Raw genomic sequence first — 15,540 nt, 5'->3', positions numbered from 1 at the left:
CACCGGTTGTCCGCTTCAGCGATGCGATGACTGAATCCGTGGCGGAGGTCGCCGCCGTCATCTTCGACGTCGGCAATGTCCTCTATCACTGGAATCCCAGGATTCTTTATGAGCGCCTGATCCCCGACGATCAGGCGCTTGATGCGTTTCTGCGTGATGTCGTGACGGCGGACTGGCATTTCCAGCATGATGCGGGCCGCCCCTTCGCGCAAACCAGCGCGGAACTGATCGCGCGGCATCCCGGCCATGCGGACCTGATCCGCCTGTGGGGCGAACGCTTCATCGACAGCGTGACTCCGGCCGTGGACGGCATGGCCCGGATCGTCGCGGAACTGCATGAGGCGAGCGTGCCGCTATTCGCCCTCACCAATTTCAGCGCGGAGTTCTGGGTCCCCTTTCATGCGCGGGAAGCGGCCTTCTTCGCACCATTCCGCGATATCGTCGTGTCCGGGGCGGAAGGGCTGGTGAAGCCGGATGCCGCCATCTACCGGCTGGCGCTGGAACGATTCGAAGTGGCGGCAAAGGCCACCCTCTTCATCGACGACCGGGAAGAGAATGTGGCGGGCGCACGGGCCATGGGGATGCGCGGCCATCATTTCCGCGATGCGGGCACGCTGCGGAAGGAGCTGACCACGCTGGGATTGCTCCCCCCTATTCCCGCCCCTTAAGCTCATCGCCGCGAATGGCGGCGACGTGCAGCACATTGGTCGACCCCGGCGTGCCGAAGGGAACGCCTGCCAGCACGACGATCTTCCCGCCCTTGTCCACCATGCCATGACGCAGCGCCATGCGACGGGCCTTGCCGACCATCTCCTCGAAATTGGCCACATCCTTGGTCCGCACGGCATGGACGCCCCAGGTGAGGCCCAGCTTTCGCGCCGTGTCGAGGCGCGGCGTCAGCGCCAATATCGACACCAGCGGCCGCTCGCGGGCCACGCGCCGCACCGTGCTGCCCGATGTGGTGTAGCAGGTGATCGCGCTCGCCCCGACAACGGAAACGATGCCGCCCGCGCCTTCCGCCAGCGCATCGGCGGTGGTGGCGTCGGGTTGCGTCTCGGTGAAATGCAGGCGGGCGAAATAGCCGGGGTCGCGCTCCACGCTGTGCGCGATACTGTCCATCATCGCCACCGCCTCGACCGGCCAGTCGCCTGCCGCGGTTTCCGCCGACAGCATGATCGCGTCCGCCCCGTCATAGACCGCCGTGGCGACGTCCGACACTTCCGCGCGGGTGGGCATGGGCGCCTTTATCATCGATTCGAGCATCTGGGTCGCGACCACGACCGGGCGGCCCATGCGGCGCGCGGTCGCCACGATCTGCTTCTGGAGCGGCGGCACGGCCTGCGGCGGCAGTTCGACGCCCAGGTCGCCGCGCGCCACCATGACGCCGTCGGCCAACTCCAGGATTTCCTCCAGCCGCTGCACGGCGGAGGGCTTTTCGATCTTCGCCATCAGCGCGCCATGACCGCCCATCAGCCGCCGCGCCTCAGCCAGATCCTCCGGCCGCTGAACGAAACTGAGCGCGATCCAGTCCAGCCCCTGTTCGATCGCGAAAGCCAGGTCGCGGCGGTCCTTGTCGGTGAGCGCGGGCACGGGGACGACCACGTCCGGCACATTGACGCCCTTGCGGTTGGAGAGCGCGCCGCCGACCTCCACCACCGTTTCGATGCGGTCGTCCAGCACTTTCTTGACGCGCAGCACCAGCTTGCCGTCGTCCAGCAGCAGGCGCGTTTCGGGCACCAGCGCGGCATAGATTTCGGGGTGCGGCAGGTTCACCCGCTTCGCGTCGCCGGGCTTTTCATCACGATCCAGGATGAAGCGCGCGCCGGTTTTCAGGACGGCAAGGCCCCGCGCGAAGATGCCGACGCGCAATTTCGGCCCTTGGAGATCGCCCAGGATTGTGGTCGGCCGTCCGAATTCCTTTTCCATTGCGCGGATCGTGGCGATACGGGCGGCGTGGTCCTCATGACCGCCATGGCTCATATTGATGCGAAAGGCGTCGGCCCCGGCGACGAACAGCGCGCGGATCATCTCCGGCGTGTCGCTCGCCGGGCCGAGGGTGGCGAGAATCCGGACCTTTCGCGAGCGGGGCGGCAATCGTATCATTATCGTCTCCTGATCGTATGATCGCCTCTGGCTTGCCAGGACGCGGTTATCGATTATCCGTGCTGCACGACAGGATTGTGTAGACCAGCGAAAGGCTTCGCCGTGAACGACACCATACTCAACGACGCGGTCGCCGCAACCGCCTTCCGGCGGCTTGTGGCGCATCTGCAACATCGCACCGACGTTCAGAATATCGACCTGATGGGGATGGCCGGCTTCTGCCGCAACTGCCTTGCCGACTGGATCGCCGAGGCGGACGGTAATCTGACTCGCGAACAGGCGCGGGAACTCATTCACGGAATGCCCTTTTCCGAATGGAAGGATCGCTATCAGACGGAAGCGACGCCCGAGCAGTTGGAGAAGATGAAGGAGAGTGTGGCGAAGAACGCCGACAGCCATTAGGAGCGTGCGTCAACCGATTCACACTCACACGGAGATTCCCATGAGCGATGGCAATGTCGCCGCCGAACAGCTACGCCTCTTCATCGAACGCATCGAACGCCTGGAAGAGGAAAAGAAGGGCATCGGAGACGACATCAAGGACGTCTATCTGGAAGCCAAGGCCAATGGCTATGACGTGAAAATCATGCGTCAGATCGTCCGCATACGAAAAATGCCGGTACACGACCGTCAGGAAATGGAAGCCATTCTGGAAACCTACAAGGCGGCTCTGGGCATCGAATAAGTTCGATCTTCAATCATCGCGTTCGTCATGAACGCGTTGAAGCAGAGCCAAGGCATCAGGGTCGCCCTTGCGGAGTTCTTCGATCAGTTCTCTGCCAAGGGCGGCATGATCCGACAATATCCTGTTGGTATGCTCCATCACGTCCGCAACCATGCCGGCAAGCCAAACGAAGCCTGATTTCGCAATTTCAATGTCATGGCCCGACACAAGAAGATCCTTTCCGATCTTCGGATGGGTAACCCTGTTGCGAATTTTAATAGACAATTTCAAATCGTTCCATCCAGGCACACCGAAGTCTACTCCAATGGCGGGCACCATCGATTGTGCCACGTTGATGGTCAGTCGAACCAAAGCCGTCATCGATAAATGACGCGCTTGCGGCACGATCTTACCTTGCTCACTTACGAAAACCGCCGTTTCGGCAAATGCCATTTCAACCAGCGGTGCAAGATCATCAACGGTCCGGGCAATCGACACGACATGGTTGCGGAAAACCCACGCAAGCCCTTCTGCAGCGGAAATAATAGTTCTCAGGGCATTCCTGCGATCGGAAGGCGTGTTCGATTCATCGAGGCGGGCCAGCGCCTGACGAACGTCGCTTGAAAGAATGCCAATAAAGCTGAATTCCTCTTCGTCCATGCAATGACCTCCGCTATTGTTCAAGCCATTATAATAGAACGAATTCTTGTCCAGAAAGAAGCAGCCATGACCGAGATCATCGTCAGTACCACCAGCCGTCTGGAAGGGCTGCCGGCGAAGGAGTATCTCGGCATCGTCACCGGGGAGGTGATGGTGGGCGCCAATCTGTTCCGCGTCCTGTTCGCCAGCCTGCGCAATATCGTGGGCGGGCGTTCGGGCGGCTTCGGGCACGGCGATACTCGTCCGAGTTGCGCGAAAGCGTCCTGAACGCTAGAGCGCGCTCCTTAGCACCAACAGTTTCAGGAGCGGGCTGTGGCCGGCCATTCCAAATTCAAGAACATCATGCATCGCAAGGGCGCGCAGGACAAGAAGCGCTCGTCGATGTTCTCCAAGCTGTCCCGCGAAATCACCGTCGCGGCCAAGATGGGGATGCCCGACCCGGACATGAATCCCCGTCTGCGCCTGGCCGTCAACGCGGCCAAGGCCCAATCCATGCCCAAGGACAATATCCAGCGCGCCATCGACAAGGCGGCGGGCGGCGACATGGAGAATTACGAGGAAGTCCGCTATGAAGGCTATGGCCCCGGCGGCGTGGCGATCATCGTCGAGGCGCTGACCGACAACCGCAACCGCACCGCGACCAATGTGCGCACGGCCTTTTCCAAGAATGGCGGCAATCTGGGCGCTTCGGGCGCCGTGAGCCATGGCTTCGACCGCATGGGCCTCATCACCTATCCTGCCGGTGCGGGCGATGCCGACGCGATCTTCGAGGCGGCGCTGGAAGCAGGCGCGGAGGACGTGTCGTCCAACGAGGACGAGCATGAAGTCTGGACCGCGATGGACGCGCTGCATGAGGTCGCGAAGGCGCTGGAAGCCTCGCTCGGCCCGGCGGAAAGCGCCAAGCTGGCTTGGAAGCCGCAGACCACGGTGGAAGTCGACGAAGGCAACGCCGCGACCTTGATGAAGCTGGTCGACACGCTGGAAGACGATGACGACGTCCAGACCGTGTGGGGCAATTATGAAGTGTCCGACGCGGTGATGGAAAAGCTGGGATAGTGAAGCGCGCGCGGAGACGCGGAAACGCGCAGGGAGCGGCCGAGCGGTCCACGGCCGCTGAATGGCCCGGCCTGGCGGCGGGCACGGCCTTGCCTGCCTCTGATCTCCGCGTCTCCGCGTGACGATCTTATGATCCTGCTCGGCCTTGATCCCGGCCTCGGCACGACGGGCTGGGGGCTAATCGCGGCGGACGGGAACCGGCTGCGCCATATCGGCAATGGGCAGATCAGGACGGATTCGGAACTGCCGCTGCCGACGCGGCTGATGGCTCTGGACATGGCGCTGACCGACCTGATCCTGGAGCACCGACCCGATGGCGCGGCGGTCGAGGAGGTGTTCGTCAACGTCAATCCGCAATCGACGCTGAAACTGGGGCAGGCGCGCGGCGTCATCCTGCTGGCGGCGGCGCGATCCGGCATGGAGGTGGGCGAATATGCCGCCCGGCTGGTGAAGAAGTCCGTGGTGGGCGTGGGCAATGCCTCCAAGGATCAGGTCCACGCCATGGTTGCGCGGCTGCTGCCCGGCGCGAAGATCGCGGGGACCGACGCCGCCGATGCACTCGCCGTCGCGATCACACATGCCCATCATCTGGCGAGCGCGCGGCGGATGCCTACGCGCTAGGGGGAGGCCCCTCCCCTATTGCCAGTCGAAAGTCAGCGGGGCTTCGCGGAAGGCGAAGCGGTCGAGATGATCGGCCACCACCTGCTTGAAGCGTTCGACATCCGCATCCCCGTTCGGCTCGATCGTGACCGTCAGCGTGTCGGGGGCAGCGGTCATGCGGATCGGTCCCATCGGGAACGCGATCCGGCCCTGTTCCGCGTCGAAATCAGTGTCGAACTTGTGACTCCAATGCTTGCAGAGCTGTTGCAGATAGCGGCTGGCATGGCCGGTCGGCACATGGGCGGTGAGCGTCATCCTCAGAGCCTTTCGATCTTGTGGGCGGCCTCATCGATCAGGGCCGCCGCGTCGAACATGGTCTGGGTATCGGCCCCTTCCTTTTCAAGGCGGCCTCGGACTGCCATGGCCAGATTGTGCATGGCCCGGCGGACGGGCGCGCCGTCGCTGCGCTCGGCCTTCTTCGCCAGATGGGCGAGCCGTTCCAGGATGGCTTTCACCTCAGCCTGATTTTCGGCCAGACGCGCCGTTCCGGTATCGGTGACGGCGAACAGCTTGCGGCTGCCTTCGCCGGGCTGTTCGGCGATCAGGCCCATATCGGCCAGCAAAGTGAGCGTCGGATAGACCACGCCCGGACTGGGCGCATAGACCTGTCCCGACAGGCTTTCGATCTCGCGGATCAGGTCGTAGCCATGACGCGGAGCGGCGGCGATCAGGTGCAGCAGGATGAGTTGCAGCATGTCGTTGGTGAAAAGCCGCCGCCGCCCGCCGCCACGCCCGCCTCGGCTGTCTCCGCCGAAGGGTTCGTCACCAAAGGAGCGGGAACGGCCACCGCCGCCAAAAGCCCGGCCGAAGCCGTCGGGACCGGCAAACCGGTCTCGCCCGTCATGGTGAGAAGAGCGGCCTCCATGACCGCGATGGGAAATATGGAAATGCATCTTAATCTCTTTGCTATTTCGTGATGCATCCAGATATATCTTAAAAATCGCGCCATGCAAGATTTAAGATATATCTTTTTATGGTTAAGATGCGGACGGAAGAGCCAGGCACCGACCCCTTCGGTTCCAACGACCACAAAAAACGGCGCGAACCAATATGTCCGCGCCGTTCCTTGAAATCCCGATACCGCCTGGTGACGGGTGCAATCAATCCGGCTTCTTCGCCACGCTGACCAGCGCGGGACGCAGCAAGCGGTCCTTGATGGTATAGCCTGCCTGCATTTCCACCAGCACGGTGCCGGGTTCCGCATCGGCGGAAGGCATTTCCATCATCGCCTGATGCTTGTTGGGATCGAGCGGCTGGCCGATCGATTCCACTTTCTGAATGCCGTGGCGGCCGAAAACGCTTTCCAGTTCGCGGGCCGTGGCTTCCAGCCCGGCGACCAGACCCTTGAACTTCTCATCCTCGCGCAGGTCGGCGGGGATGGCCTGCAACGCGCGGGTCAGATTGTCGGCCACCGACAGCATGTCGCGGGCAAAGGAGGTGGACGCATAAGCGCGCGCGTCGGCCAGCTCCTTTTCCAGGCGGCGGCGCACATTCTGGGTTTCGGCATGGGCGTAGAGGATGTCCTGCTTCGCCGCCGCCAGTTCGTTTTCCAGCGCGGTCAGGCGGTCCTCCGCCGTGTCGCCGGCAGGCGCCATGTCTTCGGGAAGCTGGTCCACAACCTCGGTATTTTCGATATTCTCTTTGTCTTCGCTCATCTCATCAATCTCGACAATGTCTGGGCGGTGAAGTCCACCATGGGGATCACCCGCGCATAGTTCAAGCGCGTTGGACCGATAACGCCGACCACGCCGACGACCCGGCCGTCCCCGCCTCGGTAAGGGGCGGCTATGACCGAAGAACCGGACAGGGAAAAGAGCTTGTTTTCCGACCCGATGAAGATTTTGGTCGCGTTGCCCGCGAGCGCGCCTTGCAGCAGGCCGAATATCTCCCGCTTGCCTTCAAGCTGTTCCAGCAACTGCCGCACCCGTTCAAGGTCGGCAGCGGTGCCGTCATCCAGCAGATGCGATTGGCCGCGCACGATCAGAACGGGTCTTTCATCAGCGTCCTGCGACCAGATGGCGACGCCGCGCTCGACCAGTTCGCGCGCAAGCCCCTGAAGCGCGGTGCGCTCGTTTTCCAGCTCCTGCCGCAGGGCTTCGCCCGCCTGGTTGAGCGTCAGCCCGGCAAAACGGGCGGACATGAAATTGGCCGCCTCCGCCAGCAGGGAGGGCGTGACGCCTTCGGGCAGGTCGAGGATGCGGTTTTCGACGGATCCGTCGTGCCCCACCAGCACGGCCAGGGCCTGACGGTCATTGAGCGACACGAATCCGAATTGCCGCAGCACCGGCTCCCGCTTGGGCACCATGACGACGCCCGCGCAAGCGGACAGGCCGGACAGGGCGGCGGTCGCGGCGGACAGGGCTTCCTCGATCGGGCCGCTTTCGGTCAGGCCCGCCTCTATGGCGCGGCGTTCCTCCGGCGAAGGCTCGGCCGCCTGCATCATGCCGTCCACGAACAGGCGCAGGCCCGTTTCGGTCGGCATCCGCCCGGCGGAGGTATGCGGCGCGGCGAGCAGGCCAAGCTCCTCCAGATCCTGCATCACATTGCGGATGGAAGCGGGCGACAGGCTGAGCGAGGCCATGCGGCTGATCGTGCGCGATCCCACGGGCAGGCCGGTGCCCAGATAGCTTTCCACCACCAGGCGGAACACGTCGCGCGCGCGTTCATTCAGTTCCGTGATCGGGGTAACCGCCATGGGCACCTATCTAGGCAAGGCGGGCGCGCCGCTCAAGTGCCGGCTTTGCGCGGCAGGGTGGGCTTGAGCATGGCCTCCAGCCCCAGCAGCCTGGGAACCGACGCAATCATGGCGCGCAGGCGGCCATAACGCGCGTCCATGCAGCCGGATTGATATTCCAGCCGCGTGGGCGCACCCTCCCCATGGGTCCATTCGATGACATAGCCGGGCATGTCGGTGGCGAAGCGATCGCAATTTTCGCCATGGGTGATTCGCCTGGTGGTGCCTGGCGCTGGGCGATAGGCGGAAAGGGCGCTGTGGAAACGCCGATATTGCGCCGGAGTGACGGTGAAGCGGGTCGGCCCGGGGACGGCGGTGAAGCGTTCCGGCTCGATCAGGCCCGATCCGTCCGGCGTGACGCGCAGCGTATAGCTGGGGCACGCGCCGAAACAGGGACCGGCGGAAAAGCGAATCGTGTCCCCTGCCCTTACCGGCTTTTCCAGTTCCGCCCGATCCATGGCGCAGCCCGCAAGCAGCGCGACCGCCGCCAAACTCATGATCGTCCGCATCGCGAACCTCCTTTTCCCGCTCTTATCCTCTATCGGCACTGGCATGACGCCGCAACGGACGCTAAGCCCCACCCCTGAACGCTTCGGAGTAACAAATATATGCGTCCTTCCGGCCGCGCGCCCGACCAGATGCGCGACATCACCATGGAACCCGGTTTCACCATCCATGCCGAAGGAAGCTGCCTCATCAGCTTCGGCGATACGCGCGTGCTGTGCACCGCTTCGGTGGAGGAGAAGGTGCCGCCTTTCCTGCGCGGCAAGGGGTCGGGCTGGGTCACGGCGGAATATGGCATGTTGCCCCGCGCCACTCACACGCGCGGCAGCCGCGAGGCTGCCAAGGGCAAGCAGTCGGGCCGGACGCAGGAGATTCAGCGGCTGATCGGGCGCTCGCTGCGCGCGGTGGTTGACCTCCAGAAACTGGGCGAGCGGCAGATCGTCGTCGATTGCGACGTGATCCAGGCCGATGGCGGCACGCGCACGGCGGCGATTTCTGGAAGCTGGGTGGCGCTGCGGGTCGCGGTGGACAAGCTGATCGCATCGGGCGCCTTGAAGGAAGACCCCATCGTGCAGAAGGTCGCGGCGATCAGTTGCGGCATCTACAAGGGGACGCCGGTGCTGGACCTCGATTATGCGGAGGACAGCAATGCGGAAGCGGACGCCAACCTGATCCTGACGGGCGACGGCAAGTTCGCCGAGGTGCAGGCCACGGCCGAAGGCGCGACCTATGACGAGGAAGAACTGCTGCGGCTGCTGCGCCTGGCGCGGATCGGCTGCGCGAAGATCTTCGCGGCGCAGGACAAGGCGACGGGGCGGTAAAATACGCCCCTTCCTTCCCCCCCAATCGTTAGGACCGAGCATGAGCGACGATTTCGGACAGGAACAGGCCATCCGCAAGCTGGGCCCCGGCAAGCTGGTGATCGCCAGCCATAATGCGGGCAAGGTGCGGGAAATCGGCGAACTGCTGATGTCCTATGGCATCGAGACGGTGTCGGCGGGCGCACTGGACCTGCCCGAACCGGATGAGACCGGCACGACCTTCATCGCCAATGCCGAATTGAAGGCGTTGCAGGCGGCAGACCTGTCGGGCCTGCCCGCGCTGGCCGATGACAGCGGCCTGTGCGTGGACGCGCTGAACGGCGATCCGGGCATCTTTTCGGCGCGCTGGGCGGGTCTGGACAAGGATTTCCGGCTGGCCATGCAGACTGTGTGGGACGCGGTGGAAGCCAAGGGACCGGATGCGGGCCATGACGCGCATTTCGTCTGCGCGCTGGCGCTGGCATGGCCCGACGGGCATGTCGAGGCGTTCGAAGGGCGTGTCGACGGCACGCTGATCTGGCCGCCGCGCGGGGACAAGGGCTTCGGCTACGACCCGATGTTCCAGCCGCTGGGCCATGAAATCAGCTTCGGCGAGATGGAGCCGGAAAAGAAGCACGCGATGAGCCACCGGGCGGACGCCTTCGCGAAGCTGGTCGCGGCGGTTTTCTAGGGGATATGTGATTCATGCCCCTGCCGTCGCGGGAGCAGGATGGTGCCGTTTGCCAACCCGCGCTGCATGACCGCGTTTGGTCGGGAGCGGACGTTGCGTAAGCGCTCTTCCGTCATGCCAGCAAAAGCGGGCATCTCTCTTCTTAAGACACAGCCAGGCCTAACGAGATCCCAGCATTGGCTTACGCCGCCCTTCGGGTCGCTGGGATGACGGAGGTTGGGTGACCGCAATTGACCGAAACCATCGCAAGATCGGTGCTTACACCTGCATAATCCCCTAAATCCTAGCAGCCCGACGCCGCAAGGACGCGCCCGGCAGCCGCAATCGCTGGCCGCGCCTGGCAAAGCGGTCTAAGAACGCCACGCCCATGTCATCCCGCCCCATCATCCCCGCATCGGCTGCGGCCGACCCGCTTGCCTTATATGTGCACTGGCCATTTTGCGTTTCCAAATGTCCCTATTGCGACTTCAACAGCCATGTTCGGGAGCAGGTGGATGCCGACGCATGGCGGGACGCGCTGCTGGCCGACCTGCGGCATGAAGCGGCGCTGACGGGCGGACGGCCGCTGTCGTCCATCTTCTTCGGCGGCGGGACGCCTTCGCTGATGCCGCCCGCCATCGTCGCCGCGCTGATCGAGGCGGCGGCGGGATATTGGCGGCCCGTTCCCGACCTGGAGATCACGCTGGAAGCCAATCCCAGTTCGGTCGAGGCGGCGCGCTTTGCCGATCTGGCGGCCGCGGGGGTCAATCGCGTGTCGCTGGGGCTACAGGCGCTGGAGGATGAGGCGCTGCACTTCCTGGGCCGCGCGCATGACGTGCGCGAGGGGCTTGCGGCGCTGGACGTCGCGCAGTCCGTTTTCGGGCGGGTGAATTTCGACCTCATCTATGCGCGGCCGGGACAGAGCGAAGGCGACTGGGGAACGGAACTGGCGCGCGGCCTGTCCTTCGGCACGGATCATCTGTCGCTCTATCAACTGACCATCGAGCCGGGGACGCGCTTTGCGACGCTGGTGGCGCAGGGAAAGCTGACGCCGGCGGACAGCGACCATGCCGCGACGCTCTATGAACAGACGCAGGCGATGACGGCGGCAGCGGGCATTCCTGCCTATGAGATCAGCAATCACGCCCGGCCGGGGCAGGCAAGCCGCCATAACCTCATCTACTGGCGCTATGGCGACTATGCCGGGATCGGACCCGGCGCGCATGGGCGGCGGCTGGGCATGGCGACGCTGCGCCACAAGAAGCCGGAAAACTGGATGAGCGCGGTCCAGCGCAATGGGCACGGATTGCACGGCGAAGAGGCGCTTGGTGGTCAGGATCGTGCGCGCGAGGCGTTGCTGATGGGGCTGCGTCTGGCGGAAGGCGTGGATCTGGAGCGGATCGCGGCGCTTTCCGGGCTGGCGGTGGCCGATCTGGTCGACGGGAATGCGGTCGCGCGGCTTTCCGCCCATGGCCTTGTCGCGCAATCGGGGCAAAACCTGCGCATCGAGGCGGCGGGGATGCTGCTGCTGGACGCGATCCTGCCGGAAATCGTCGCCGTTTAAGGAGGTCAGTCGGGCGCGCCGGTGTCGATCCGGGCGATCTCCTCATCCAGATCGCGCAGCACTTCGGCCTTGATCGCATCGCCCATGCGGGCCGCGCGCGAGACCTGCGCCCGCGCCTTGACGAGGCCCGCGCGCACGGCGGTGTTGGCCTGCGCCCTTATCGCCGGTTCGCAGATGCGGACACGGATGTGGCGGCGGCCGTCGGCGTCGACGGTGTCGCGATGGCTGACGGTCCGGTCGCCTTCGCAGCCGTTGCGGACGTCCACATCGGGCACCCGGCGGCGGATATCGGCTTCGCTGGAGATGGCATGGTCTTCCATCCGGGCACTGGACCCGTGCAGGGCGACAGGCGGAACCGGCGGCACTGGCGGAACCGGCGGCACCATGTCGGCGACGGGCGCCGGGGGAACCAAGGGAACTGGCGGCGCGGGCGGAATAATCCCGTCCGCCTGCGTGAGGGAAACCGGGGCAACCGGTTCGCGCGGCGCGGCAGACTCCTGCCAAGCGACGGCGGCGACTGGCTCGTCTGCGTTGGCCGGCTGCGCCACCAGGGTGGCGAGCCGGCCCAGATTGACGGCATCTACCTGCTCCGTGATCGCGGCGACCTGCTGCGCGGCGCGTCCGCCCGACGCGGTCAGCGCAAGGCCAGTGACCGTCACCAGCCCCACAAAGGCCATGCCCCAGCTTATCCGCCGGAGCGACATTTCATGGTTCGAAAGCATTATCAGCCTCCCCTTCAAGGCAGCGATATGAGTGAGATGGCAGGCTCCGGCGAACTGCCGTCCGCCCGCCGCCTTCAATATGGCGCGGCCATAGGCATGGGCCTGATCCTGCCCGTAAAGCGCCAGCACACGCGCGTCGCAGGCTTGCTCCTGATCGGCGCGATAGGCGCGATAGGCGATCCAGGCGACGGGATTGCACCAATGGAGCGCCAGCAACAGCAGCGCGGCCATGTTGGCGGCAAGGTCGCCATGATCGTGATGCGCGCGTTCATGGGCGATGGCCATCGCCTGCTCCTCCACCTCGAAGCGAAACGCGAAATCGACCGGCAGCACGATATAGGGACGCAGCACTCCAAAGGCGAGCGGGCCACCGGCCTGCGGGCTGGTGACGATGCGGATGCGCCCTTCCTGCCCGATCGGGGTCGCGCCCTTCAACATATGCTGGCGGAAACGGATATAGCCGACCAGTTGCACCGTCAGGAAGGCGGCCACGCCCAGCAGCCAGACCGCTATTGCGATCTCCAGCCATGGCGGACTGGAAACGGCATCGGCAGGCGATGCGACGGATGCAACGGTGATGAAATCGGGAATGCCGGATCGGTTGACGGCGGCCTGAAGCGGGGATGGCGCCACGACCTGCTGCGGCAAGGCGGGCAGCAGCATCCGCGCGAGGGGCAGCGCCCAGAGCCAATAGGCGACCCCAGCCCCCAGCCAGCGGGCGGCGGGACGGCGCACCATCATGACCAGCGCCATCAGCAGGGTCGTGGCGATCAGGGTTTCGGCCAGCCAGACGCTCATGATCTCAGCCCTTTCAATATCCCTTCCAGTTCCGCTATGTCGTCGGCCGTCAGCTGGTCCTGCTCGGCGAGTTGGGCCACGAGCGGGGATATGCGCCCGCCGAACAGGCGATTGACCAGCCGTCCCGATTCGCTCGCGACATATTCCTCCCGCACGACCATCGGGCGGTAGAGGAAACGGCGGCCGTCCTGGTCGGCGGCGATGATGTCCTTCGCCATCAGACGGGAAAGCAGGGTCTTGACCGTCTGGACGCTCCAGCCGCGATCCGCCGCCACCTGATCCGCAACATCCGCGGCGGTGAGCGGCGCGCGCTGCCACAGCGCCTCCATCACGACCAGTTCGGCTTCGCTGATCTTTTCACTGACGGCCATCATGCGCTTTCGCTTGCGAGTCTTCAACTACACATGTAGTCGCATTGATTACAGATGTAGTCAATAGGTTTCGAAAGCGCGGAAATGTCGGGATATTTTACATTTCGTAGCTGCCGGGGAAGCGCGTTAACCTTTGGAGGAGCGCTTTTCCATCGCTTGACGGCTCTGGCACGGGGTTTGCGTCATGCAGGACGTCCCCGACCGTTCAACTACTGGGGGATGCAGGCCGATCTCCGCCGCATCCCCCACCCGGTCCTGTCCGAATTGCAAATCCAGGATCTTGCGATGGCGGTTTTCAGCCAGAAGCGGAGGTTCAGTGTCCGTCATCCCAGCGAGCCGAAGGGCGGCATACGCCGACACTGGGATCTCACTTAAACTTGGTTGCGTCCTAAGAAAGAGAGATGCCGGCTTCCGCTGGCATGACGGAAGAAAGAGGGATTCTACAGCGTCCGCGAACCGTCCTTAACCGTCATCGACGCTTGCTTGCAAACCGCGCGACCCACGAAAAAAGCGGCCCGAATCATCGGACCGCCTTCCCGAAACTCTCGCAAACAGGTCAGTTGGCCGAAGCGACGCCTTGATCGGTCATCAATTGGTGCAATTCGCCCGCTTCATACATTTCCATCATGATGTCGCTGCCGCCGACGAATTCGCCCTTCACATAAAGCTGGGGGATGGTCGGCCAGTCGGAGAAGGCCTTGATGCCCTGACGGATCGCCTGGTCCTGCAACACGTCGACGCTTTCATAGGCGACGCCCAGATGCTCCAATATGGCGATGGCGCGGCTGGAAAAACCGCATTGCGGAAAGAGCGGCGTGCCCTTCATGAAGAGCACCACGTCATTGCCGTTGACGATCTGCGCGATCCGCTGCTGCACGGCGTCGGTCATGTAATTGGGTCCATTCCTGTCTGGCGCCGTGCATCGTGCGCGGCGCGAACATATTTTCCGTCGCTTTAGTTGGGAACGGCGGTGGTCAGTTGCAAGGCGTGGAGCACGCCGCCCATCCGGCCGCCCAGCGCGGCATAGACGGCGCGCTGCTGCGCCACCCGGGTCAGGCCGCGAAAACTTTCCGACACGACGCGCGCCGCATAATGGTCGCCGTCGCCGGCAAGGTCGGTGATCTCCACCTGCGCATCCGGAATCGCGGCCCGGATCATGTCGGCGATTTCATCGGAGGCCATCGGCATGGCGGCTTTCCCGTTCCTGTCCTTACTGCGCTTCGATGAACTGGCGGCGGGCGATGACCTGCTGCTCATCCAGCGCCGCGCGCACGCCCGCTTCGTCGATGTCGACGCCCGCCTGGATCATGTCGCCCAGCAGCTTGCGGACCACATCCTCGTCGCCCGCTTCCTCGAAATTGGCCTGCACCACCGCCTTTGCATAAGCATCGGTTTCTTCCGGCGTCAGCCCCATGCGGGCCGCGGCCCATTCACCCACAAGGCGGTTGCGGCGCGCCTGGATGCGGAACTGCATTTCCGCATCATGCGCGAACATATTTTCAAAAGCCCGTTCACGATCGTCGAAAGTGGTCATGTCATGCCCCGTCCAAAAGCCCGGTTGTCAGTATCGCAGATATGCCGAACCGCGCGCTTAGGCAACGGTCGGAACGAGCCAAGGCTTTTCGACGGCCAACTTGTCCTCGAAACGGTCGATCTCACCCTTGTTGCCGAGCGTCAGGCCGATCTCGTCAAGACCGCCCAGCAGGCAATGCTTGCGGAAAGGATCGATTTCGAACTGGAAGCGGTCCTGGAACCGCGTCGTCACCGTCTGATGTTCCAGATCGATATGGATCGGATCGCTCTTCGCGACCTCCATCAGCCGGTCGATGGCATCCTGCGGCAGCACCACGGTCAGGATGCCGTTCTTGAAGGCGTTGCCGGAAAAAATATCCGAGAAACTGGGCGCGATCACGACCTTGATGCCCAGGTCGGCGAGCGCCCAGGCGGCATGTTCGCGGCTGGAGCCGCAGCCGAAATTGTCGCCCGCGATCAGGATCGGGCTGCCCGCATATTCCGGATCGTCGAAGACATTGCCTGGTTCCTTGCGAAGCACTTCGAACGCGCCCTTGCCAAGCCCCGCACGGCTGATCGTCTTGAGCCAATGCGCGGGGATGACGATGTCGGTGTCGACATTCTTCATGCCGAACGGATAGGCCCGGCCTTCGACTTCAGTAAGTTTTTCCATCAGCGGACCTGCTTCGTCTCCGTGGCAGGGCCGTCTTCGGCGCGGCCCA

General features: G+C 63.9%; 21 protein-coding genes and 1 pseudogene. 9 read left to right on the top strand and 13 right to left on the bottom strand.

The features are described 5' to 3' along the window. The first annotated feature begins 26 nt into the window (after positions 1–26). A complete protein-coding gene (locus tag IQ35_RS07610; protein ID WP_221441997.1) occupies positions 27–668 on the top strand; it encodes an HAD family hydrolase in 642 nt (213 codons plus the stop codon). Here IQ35_RS07610 and pyk read toward each other — a convergent pair. After that, positions 652–2,103, bottom strand: coding sequence for a pyruvate kinase (pyk, locus tag IQ35_RS07605; RefSeq protein ID WP_021247226.1), 1,452 nt, complete (start codon positions 2,101–2,103; stop codon positions 652–654). The two genes, IQ35_RS07610 and pyk, sit on opposite strands and share 17 nt — an antisense overlap. A 102-nt stretch (positions 2,104–2,205) precedes the next feature. On the opposite strand from pyk, the gene IQ35_RS07600 reads away from it, so the two are divergent. Continuing rightward, positions 2,206–2,505 (top strand): DUF1244 domain-containing protein, encoded by a 300-nt coding sequence (locus IQ35_RS07600; protein WP_021247227.1) that lies wholly within the window; start codon positions 2,206–2,208, stop codon positions 2,503–2,505. A gap of 40 nt (positions 2,506–2,545) precedes the next feature. Further along, positions 2,546–2,788 (top strand): DUF2312 domain-containing protein, encoded by a 243-nt coding sequence (locus IQ35_RS07595; protein ID WP_021247228.1) that lies wholly within the window; start codon positions 2,546–2,548, stop codon positions 2,786–2,788. Between the two features lie 9 nt (positions 2,789–2,797). Here the strand turns inward: IQ35_RS07595 and IQ35_RS07590 are convergent, their stop codons facing one another. Next, entirely contained in the window at positions 2,798–3,427 is a 630-nt protein-coding gene (locus IQ35_RS07590; RefSeq protein WP_021247229.1) for a hypothetical protein, read from the bottom strand. Between the two features lie 66 nt (positions 3,428–3,493). On the opposite strand from IQ35_RS07590, the pseudogene IQ35_RS07585 reads away from it, so the two are divergent. The 3 genes and pseudogenes from IQ35_RS07585 to ruvC all read left to right on the top strand — a co-directional run. After that, positions 3,494–3,652 (top strand): annotated as a pseudogene (locus tag IQ35_RS07585) (heavy metal-binding domain-containing protein); the annotation flags it as partial. A gap of 87 nt (positions 3,653–3,739) precedes the next feature. Further along, entirely contained in the window at positions 3,740–4,483 is a 744-nt protein-coding gene (locus IQ35_RS07580; protein WP_021247231.1) for a YebC/PmpR family DNA-binding transcriptional regulator, read from the top strand. Between the two features lie 129 nt (positions 4,484–4,612). Then, positions 4,613–5,104 (top strand): crossover junction endodeoxyribonuclease RuvC, encoded by a 492-nt coding sequence (gene ruvC, locus IQ35_RS07575; protein WP_021247232.1) that lies wholly within the window; start codon positions 4,613–4,615, stop codon positions 5,102–5,104. Between the two features lie 15 nt (positions 5,105–5,119). Here the strand turns inward: ruvC and IQ35_RS07570 are convergent, their stop codons facing one another. The 5 genes from IQ35_RS07570 to IQ35_RS07550 form a co-directional block, all read right to left on the bottom strand. After that, positions 5,120–5,398, bottom strand: coding sequence for a DUF2218 domain-containing protein (locus tag IQ35_RS07570; RefSeq protein WP_021247233.1), 279 nt, complete (start codon positions 5,396–5,398; stop codon positions 5,120–5,122). A gap of 2 nt (positions 5,399–5,400) precedes the next feature. Then, on the bottom strand, positions 5,401–6,036 hold the full coding sequence (locus IQ35_RS07565) for a PadR family transcriptional regulator (RefSeq protein ID WP_145072436.1): 636 nt from the start codon (positions 6,034–6,036) through the stop codon (positions 5,401–5,403). A gap of 207 nt (positions 6,037–6,243) precedes the next feature. Beyond that, the gene (gene grpE, locus IQ35_RS07560; protein WP_021247235.1) at positions 6,244–6,798 is read right to left on the bottom strand and encodes a nucleotide exchange factor GrpE; all 555 of its coding nucleotides are present in this window, start codon (positions 6,796–6,798) and stop codon (positions 6,244–6,246) included. Further along, on the bottom strand, positions 6,795–7,838 hold the full coding sequence (hrcA, locus tag IQ35_RS07555) for a heat-inducible transcriptional repressor HrcA (RefSeq protein ID WP_021247236.1): 1,044 nt from the start codon (positions 7,836–7,838) through the stop codon (positions 6,795–6,797). Before hrcA ends, grpE begins: the two co-directional genes overlap by 4 nt. A gap of 32 nt (positions 7,839–7,870) precedes the next feature. Further along, positions 7,871–8,386, bottom strand: coding sequence for a DUF6438 domain-containing protein (locus IQ35_RS07550; protein WP_021247237.1), 516 nt, complete (start codon positions 8,384–8,386; stop codon positions 7,871–7,873). 99 nt (positions 8,387–8,485) lie between these two features. Between IQ35_RS07550 and rph the strand changes: the two genes are divergently transcribed. The 3 genes from rph to hemW all read left to right on the top strand — a co-directional run bounded on the left by rph (position 8,486) and on the right by hemW (position 11,415). Then, positions 8,486–9,202: a ribonuclease PH gene (gene rph / locus IQ35_RS07545; RefSeq protein WP_021247238.1), complete on the top strand. Its 717-nt coding sequence runs from the start codon at positions 8,486–8,488 to the stop codon at positions 9,200–9,202. Positions 9,203–9,242: 40 nt separating this feature from the next. Continuing rightward, positions 9,243–9,872, top strand: a complete 630-nt coding sequence (rdgB, locus tag IQ35_RS07540; protein ID WP_021247239.1) for an RdgB/HAM1 family non-canonical purine NTP pyrophosphatase — start codon at positions 9,243–9,245, stop codon at positions 9,870–9,872. A gap of 367 nt (positions 9,873–10,239) precedes the next feature. Further along, positions 10,240–11,415, top strand: a complete 1,176-nt coding sequence (gene hemW, locus IQ35_RS07535; protein ID WP_145072434.1) for a radical SAM family heme chaperone HemW — start codon at positions 10,240–10,242, stop codon at positions 11,413–11,415. Between the two features lie 5 nt (positions 11,416–11,420). Here the strand turns inward: hemW and IQ35_RS07530 are convergent, their stop codons facing one another. From IQ35_RS07530 to leuD, 6 genes are all read right to left on the bottom strand, one after another. Further along, a complete protein-coding gene (locus IQ35_RS07530; RefSeq protein ID WP_145072431.1) occupies positions 11,421–12,935 on the bottom strand; it encodes a M56 family metallopeptidase in 1,515 nt (504 codons plus the stop codon). Continuing rightward, positions 12,932–13,309, bottom strand: a complete 378-nt coding sequence (locus IQ35_RS07525; protein ID WP_145072429.1) for a BlaI/MecI/CopY family transcriptional regulator — start codon at positions 13,307–13,309, stop codon at positions 12,932–12,934. Before IQ35_RS07525 ends, IQ35_RS07530 begins: the two co-directional genes overlap by 4 nt. Positions 13,310–13,862: 553 nt before the next feature. Next, positions 13,863–14,195, bottom strand: coding sequence for a Grx4 family monothiol glutaredoxin (gene grxD, locus IQ35_RS07520; RefSeq protein WP_021247244.1), 333 nt, complete (start codon positions 14,193–14,195; stop codon positions 13,863–13,865). Positions 14,196–14,260: 65 nt separating this feature from the next. Next, positions 14,261–14,494 carry a BolA/IbaG family iron-sulfur metabolism protein gene (locus IQ35_RS07515; RefSeq protein ID WP_021247245.1) on the bottom strand — a complete coding sequence of 78 codons (234 nt, stop codon included), beginning with the start codon at positions 14,492–14,494 and terminating at the stop codon, positions 14,261–14,263. A gap of 22 nt (positions 14,495–14,516) precedes the next feature. Beyond that, positions 14,517–14,840, bottom strand: a complete 324-nt coding sequence (locus IQ35_RS07510) for a DUF1476 domain-containing protein (RefSeq protein WP_021247246.1) — start codon at positions 14,838–14,840, stop codon at positions 14,517–14,519. A gap of 57 nt (positions 14,841–14,897) precedes the next feature. Next, entirely contained in the window at positions 14,898–15,491 is a 594-nt protein-coding gene (gene leuD / locus IQ35_RS07505; RefSeq protein WP_145072427.1) for a 3-isopropylmalate dehydratase small subunit, read from the bottom strand. Positions 15,492–15,540 lie beyond the last annotated feature (49 nt).

The organism is Sphingobium wenxiniae (assembly GCF_007830065.1).
GTDB classification, from domain to species: Bacteria; Pseudomonadota; Alphaproteobacteria; order Sphingomonadales; family Sphingomonadaceae; genus Sphingobium; species Sphingobium wenxiniae.
This window is presented reverse-complemented; position numbering and strand designations above follow the sequence as displayed.

What these genes read in the sequence shown, in the direction of transcription:
- IQ35_RS07515 (WP_021247245.1), bottom strand. Translation starts at nt 14,494, where the DNA reads ATGCCGATGGCCTCCGATGAAATCGCCGACATGATCCGGGCCGCGATT.
- hrcA (WP_021247236.1), bottom strand. Translation starts at nt 7,838, where the DNA reads ATGGCGGTTACCCCGATCACGGAACTGAATGAACGCGCGCGCGACGTG.
- rdgB (WP_021247239.1), top strand. Translation starts at nt 9,243, where the DNA reads ATGAGCGACGATTTCGGACAGGAACAGGCCATCCGCAAGCTGGGCCCC.
- rph (WP_021247238.1), top strand. Translation starts at nt 8,486, where the DNA reads ATGCGTCCTTCCGGCCGCGCGCCCGACCAGATGCGCGACATCACCATG.
- pyk (WP_021247226.1), bottom strand. Translation starts at nt 2,103, where the DNA reads ATGATACGATTGCCGCCCCGCTCGCGAAAGGTCCGGATTCTCGCCACC.
- IQ35_RS07510 (WP_021247246.1), bottom strand. Translation starts at nt 14,840, where the DNA reads ATGACCACTTTCGACGATCGTGAACGGGCTTTTGAAAATATGTTCGCG.
- IQ35_RS07565 (WP_145072436.1), bottom strand. Translation starts at nt 6,036, where the DNA reads ATGCATTTCCATATTTCCCATCGCGGTCATGGAGGCCGCTCTTCTCAC.
- IQ35_RS07570 (WP_021247233.1), bottom strand. Translation starts at nt 5,398, where the DNA reads ATGACGCTCACCGCCCATGTGCCGACCGGCCATGCCAGCCGCTATCTG.
- IQ35_RS07595 (WP_021247228.1), top strand. Translation starts at nt 2,546, where the DNA reads ATGAGCGATGGCAATGTCGCCGCCGAACAGCTACGCCTCTTCATCGAA.
- IQ35_RS07590 (WP_021247229.1), bottom strand. Translation starts at nt 3,427, where the DNA reads ATGGACGAAGAGGAATTCAGCTTTATTGGCATTCTTTCAAGCGACGTT.
- grxD (WP_021247244.1), bottom strand. Translation starts at nt 14,195, where the DNA reads ATGACCGACGCCGTGCAGCAGCGGATCGCGCAGATCGTCAACGGCAAT.
- IQ35_RS07525 (WP_145072429.1), bottom strand. Translation starts at nt 13,309, where the DNA reads ATGATGGCCGTCAGTGAAAAGATCAGCGAAGCCGAACTGGTCGTGATG.
- IQ35_RS07610 (WP_221441997.1), top strand. Translation starts at nt 27, where the DNA reads ATGACTGAATCCGTGGCGGAGGTCGCCGCCGTCATCTTCGACGTCGGC.
- IQ35_RS07530 (WP_145072431.1), bottom strand. Translation starts at nt 12,935, where the DNA reads ATGAGCGTCTGGCTGGCCGAAACCCTGATCGCCACGACCCTGCTGATG.
- ruvC (WP_021247232.1), top strand. Translation starts at nt 4,613, where the DNA reads ATGATCCTGCTCGGCCTTGATCCCGGCCTCGGCACGACGGGCTGGGGG.
- grpE (WP_021247235.1), bottom strand. Translation starts at nt 6,798, where the DNA reads ATGAGCGAAGACAAAGAGAATATCGAAAATACCGAGGTTGTGGACCAG.
- leuD (WP_145072427.1), bottom strand. Translation starts at nt 15,491, where the DNA reads ATGGAAAAACTTACTGAAGTCGAAGGCCGGGCCTATCCGTTCGGCATG.
- IQ35_RS07550 (WP_021247237.1), bottom strand. Translation starts at nt 8,386, where the DNA reads ATGCGGACGATCATGAGTTTGGCGGCGGTCGCGCTGCTTGCGGGCTGC.
- hemW (WP_145072434.1), top strand. Translation starts at nt 10,240, where the DNA reads ATGTCATCCCGCCCCATCATCCCCGCATCGGCTGCGGCCGACCCGCTT.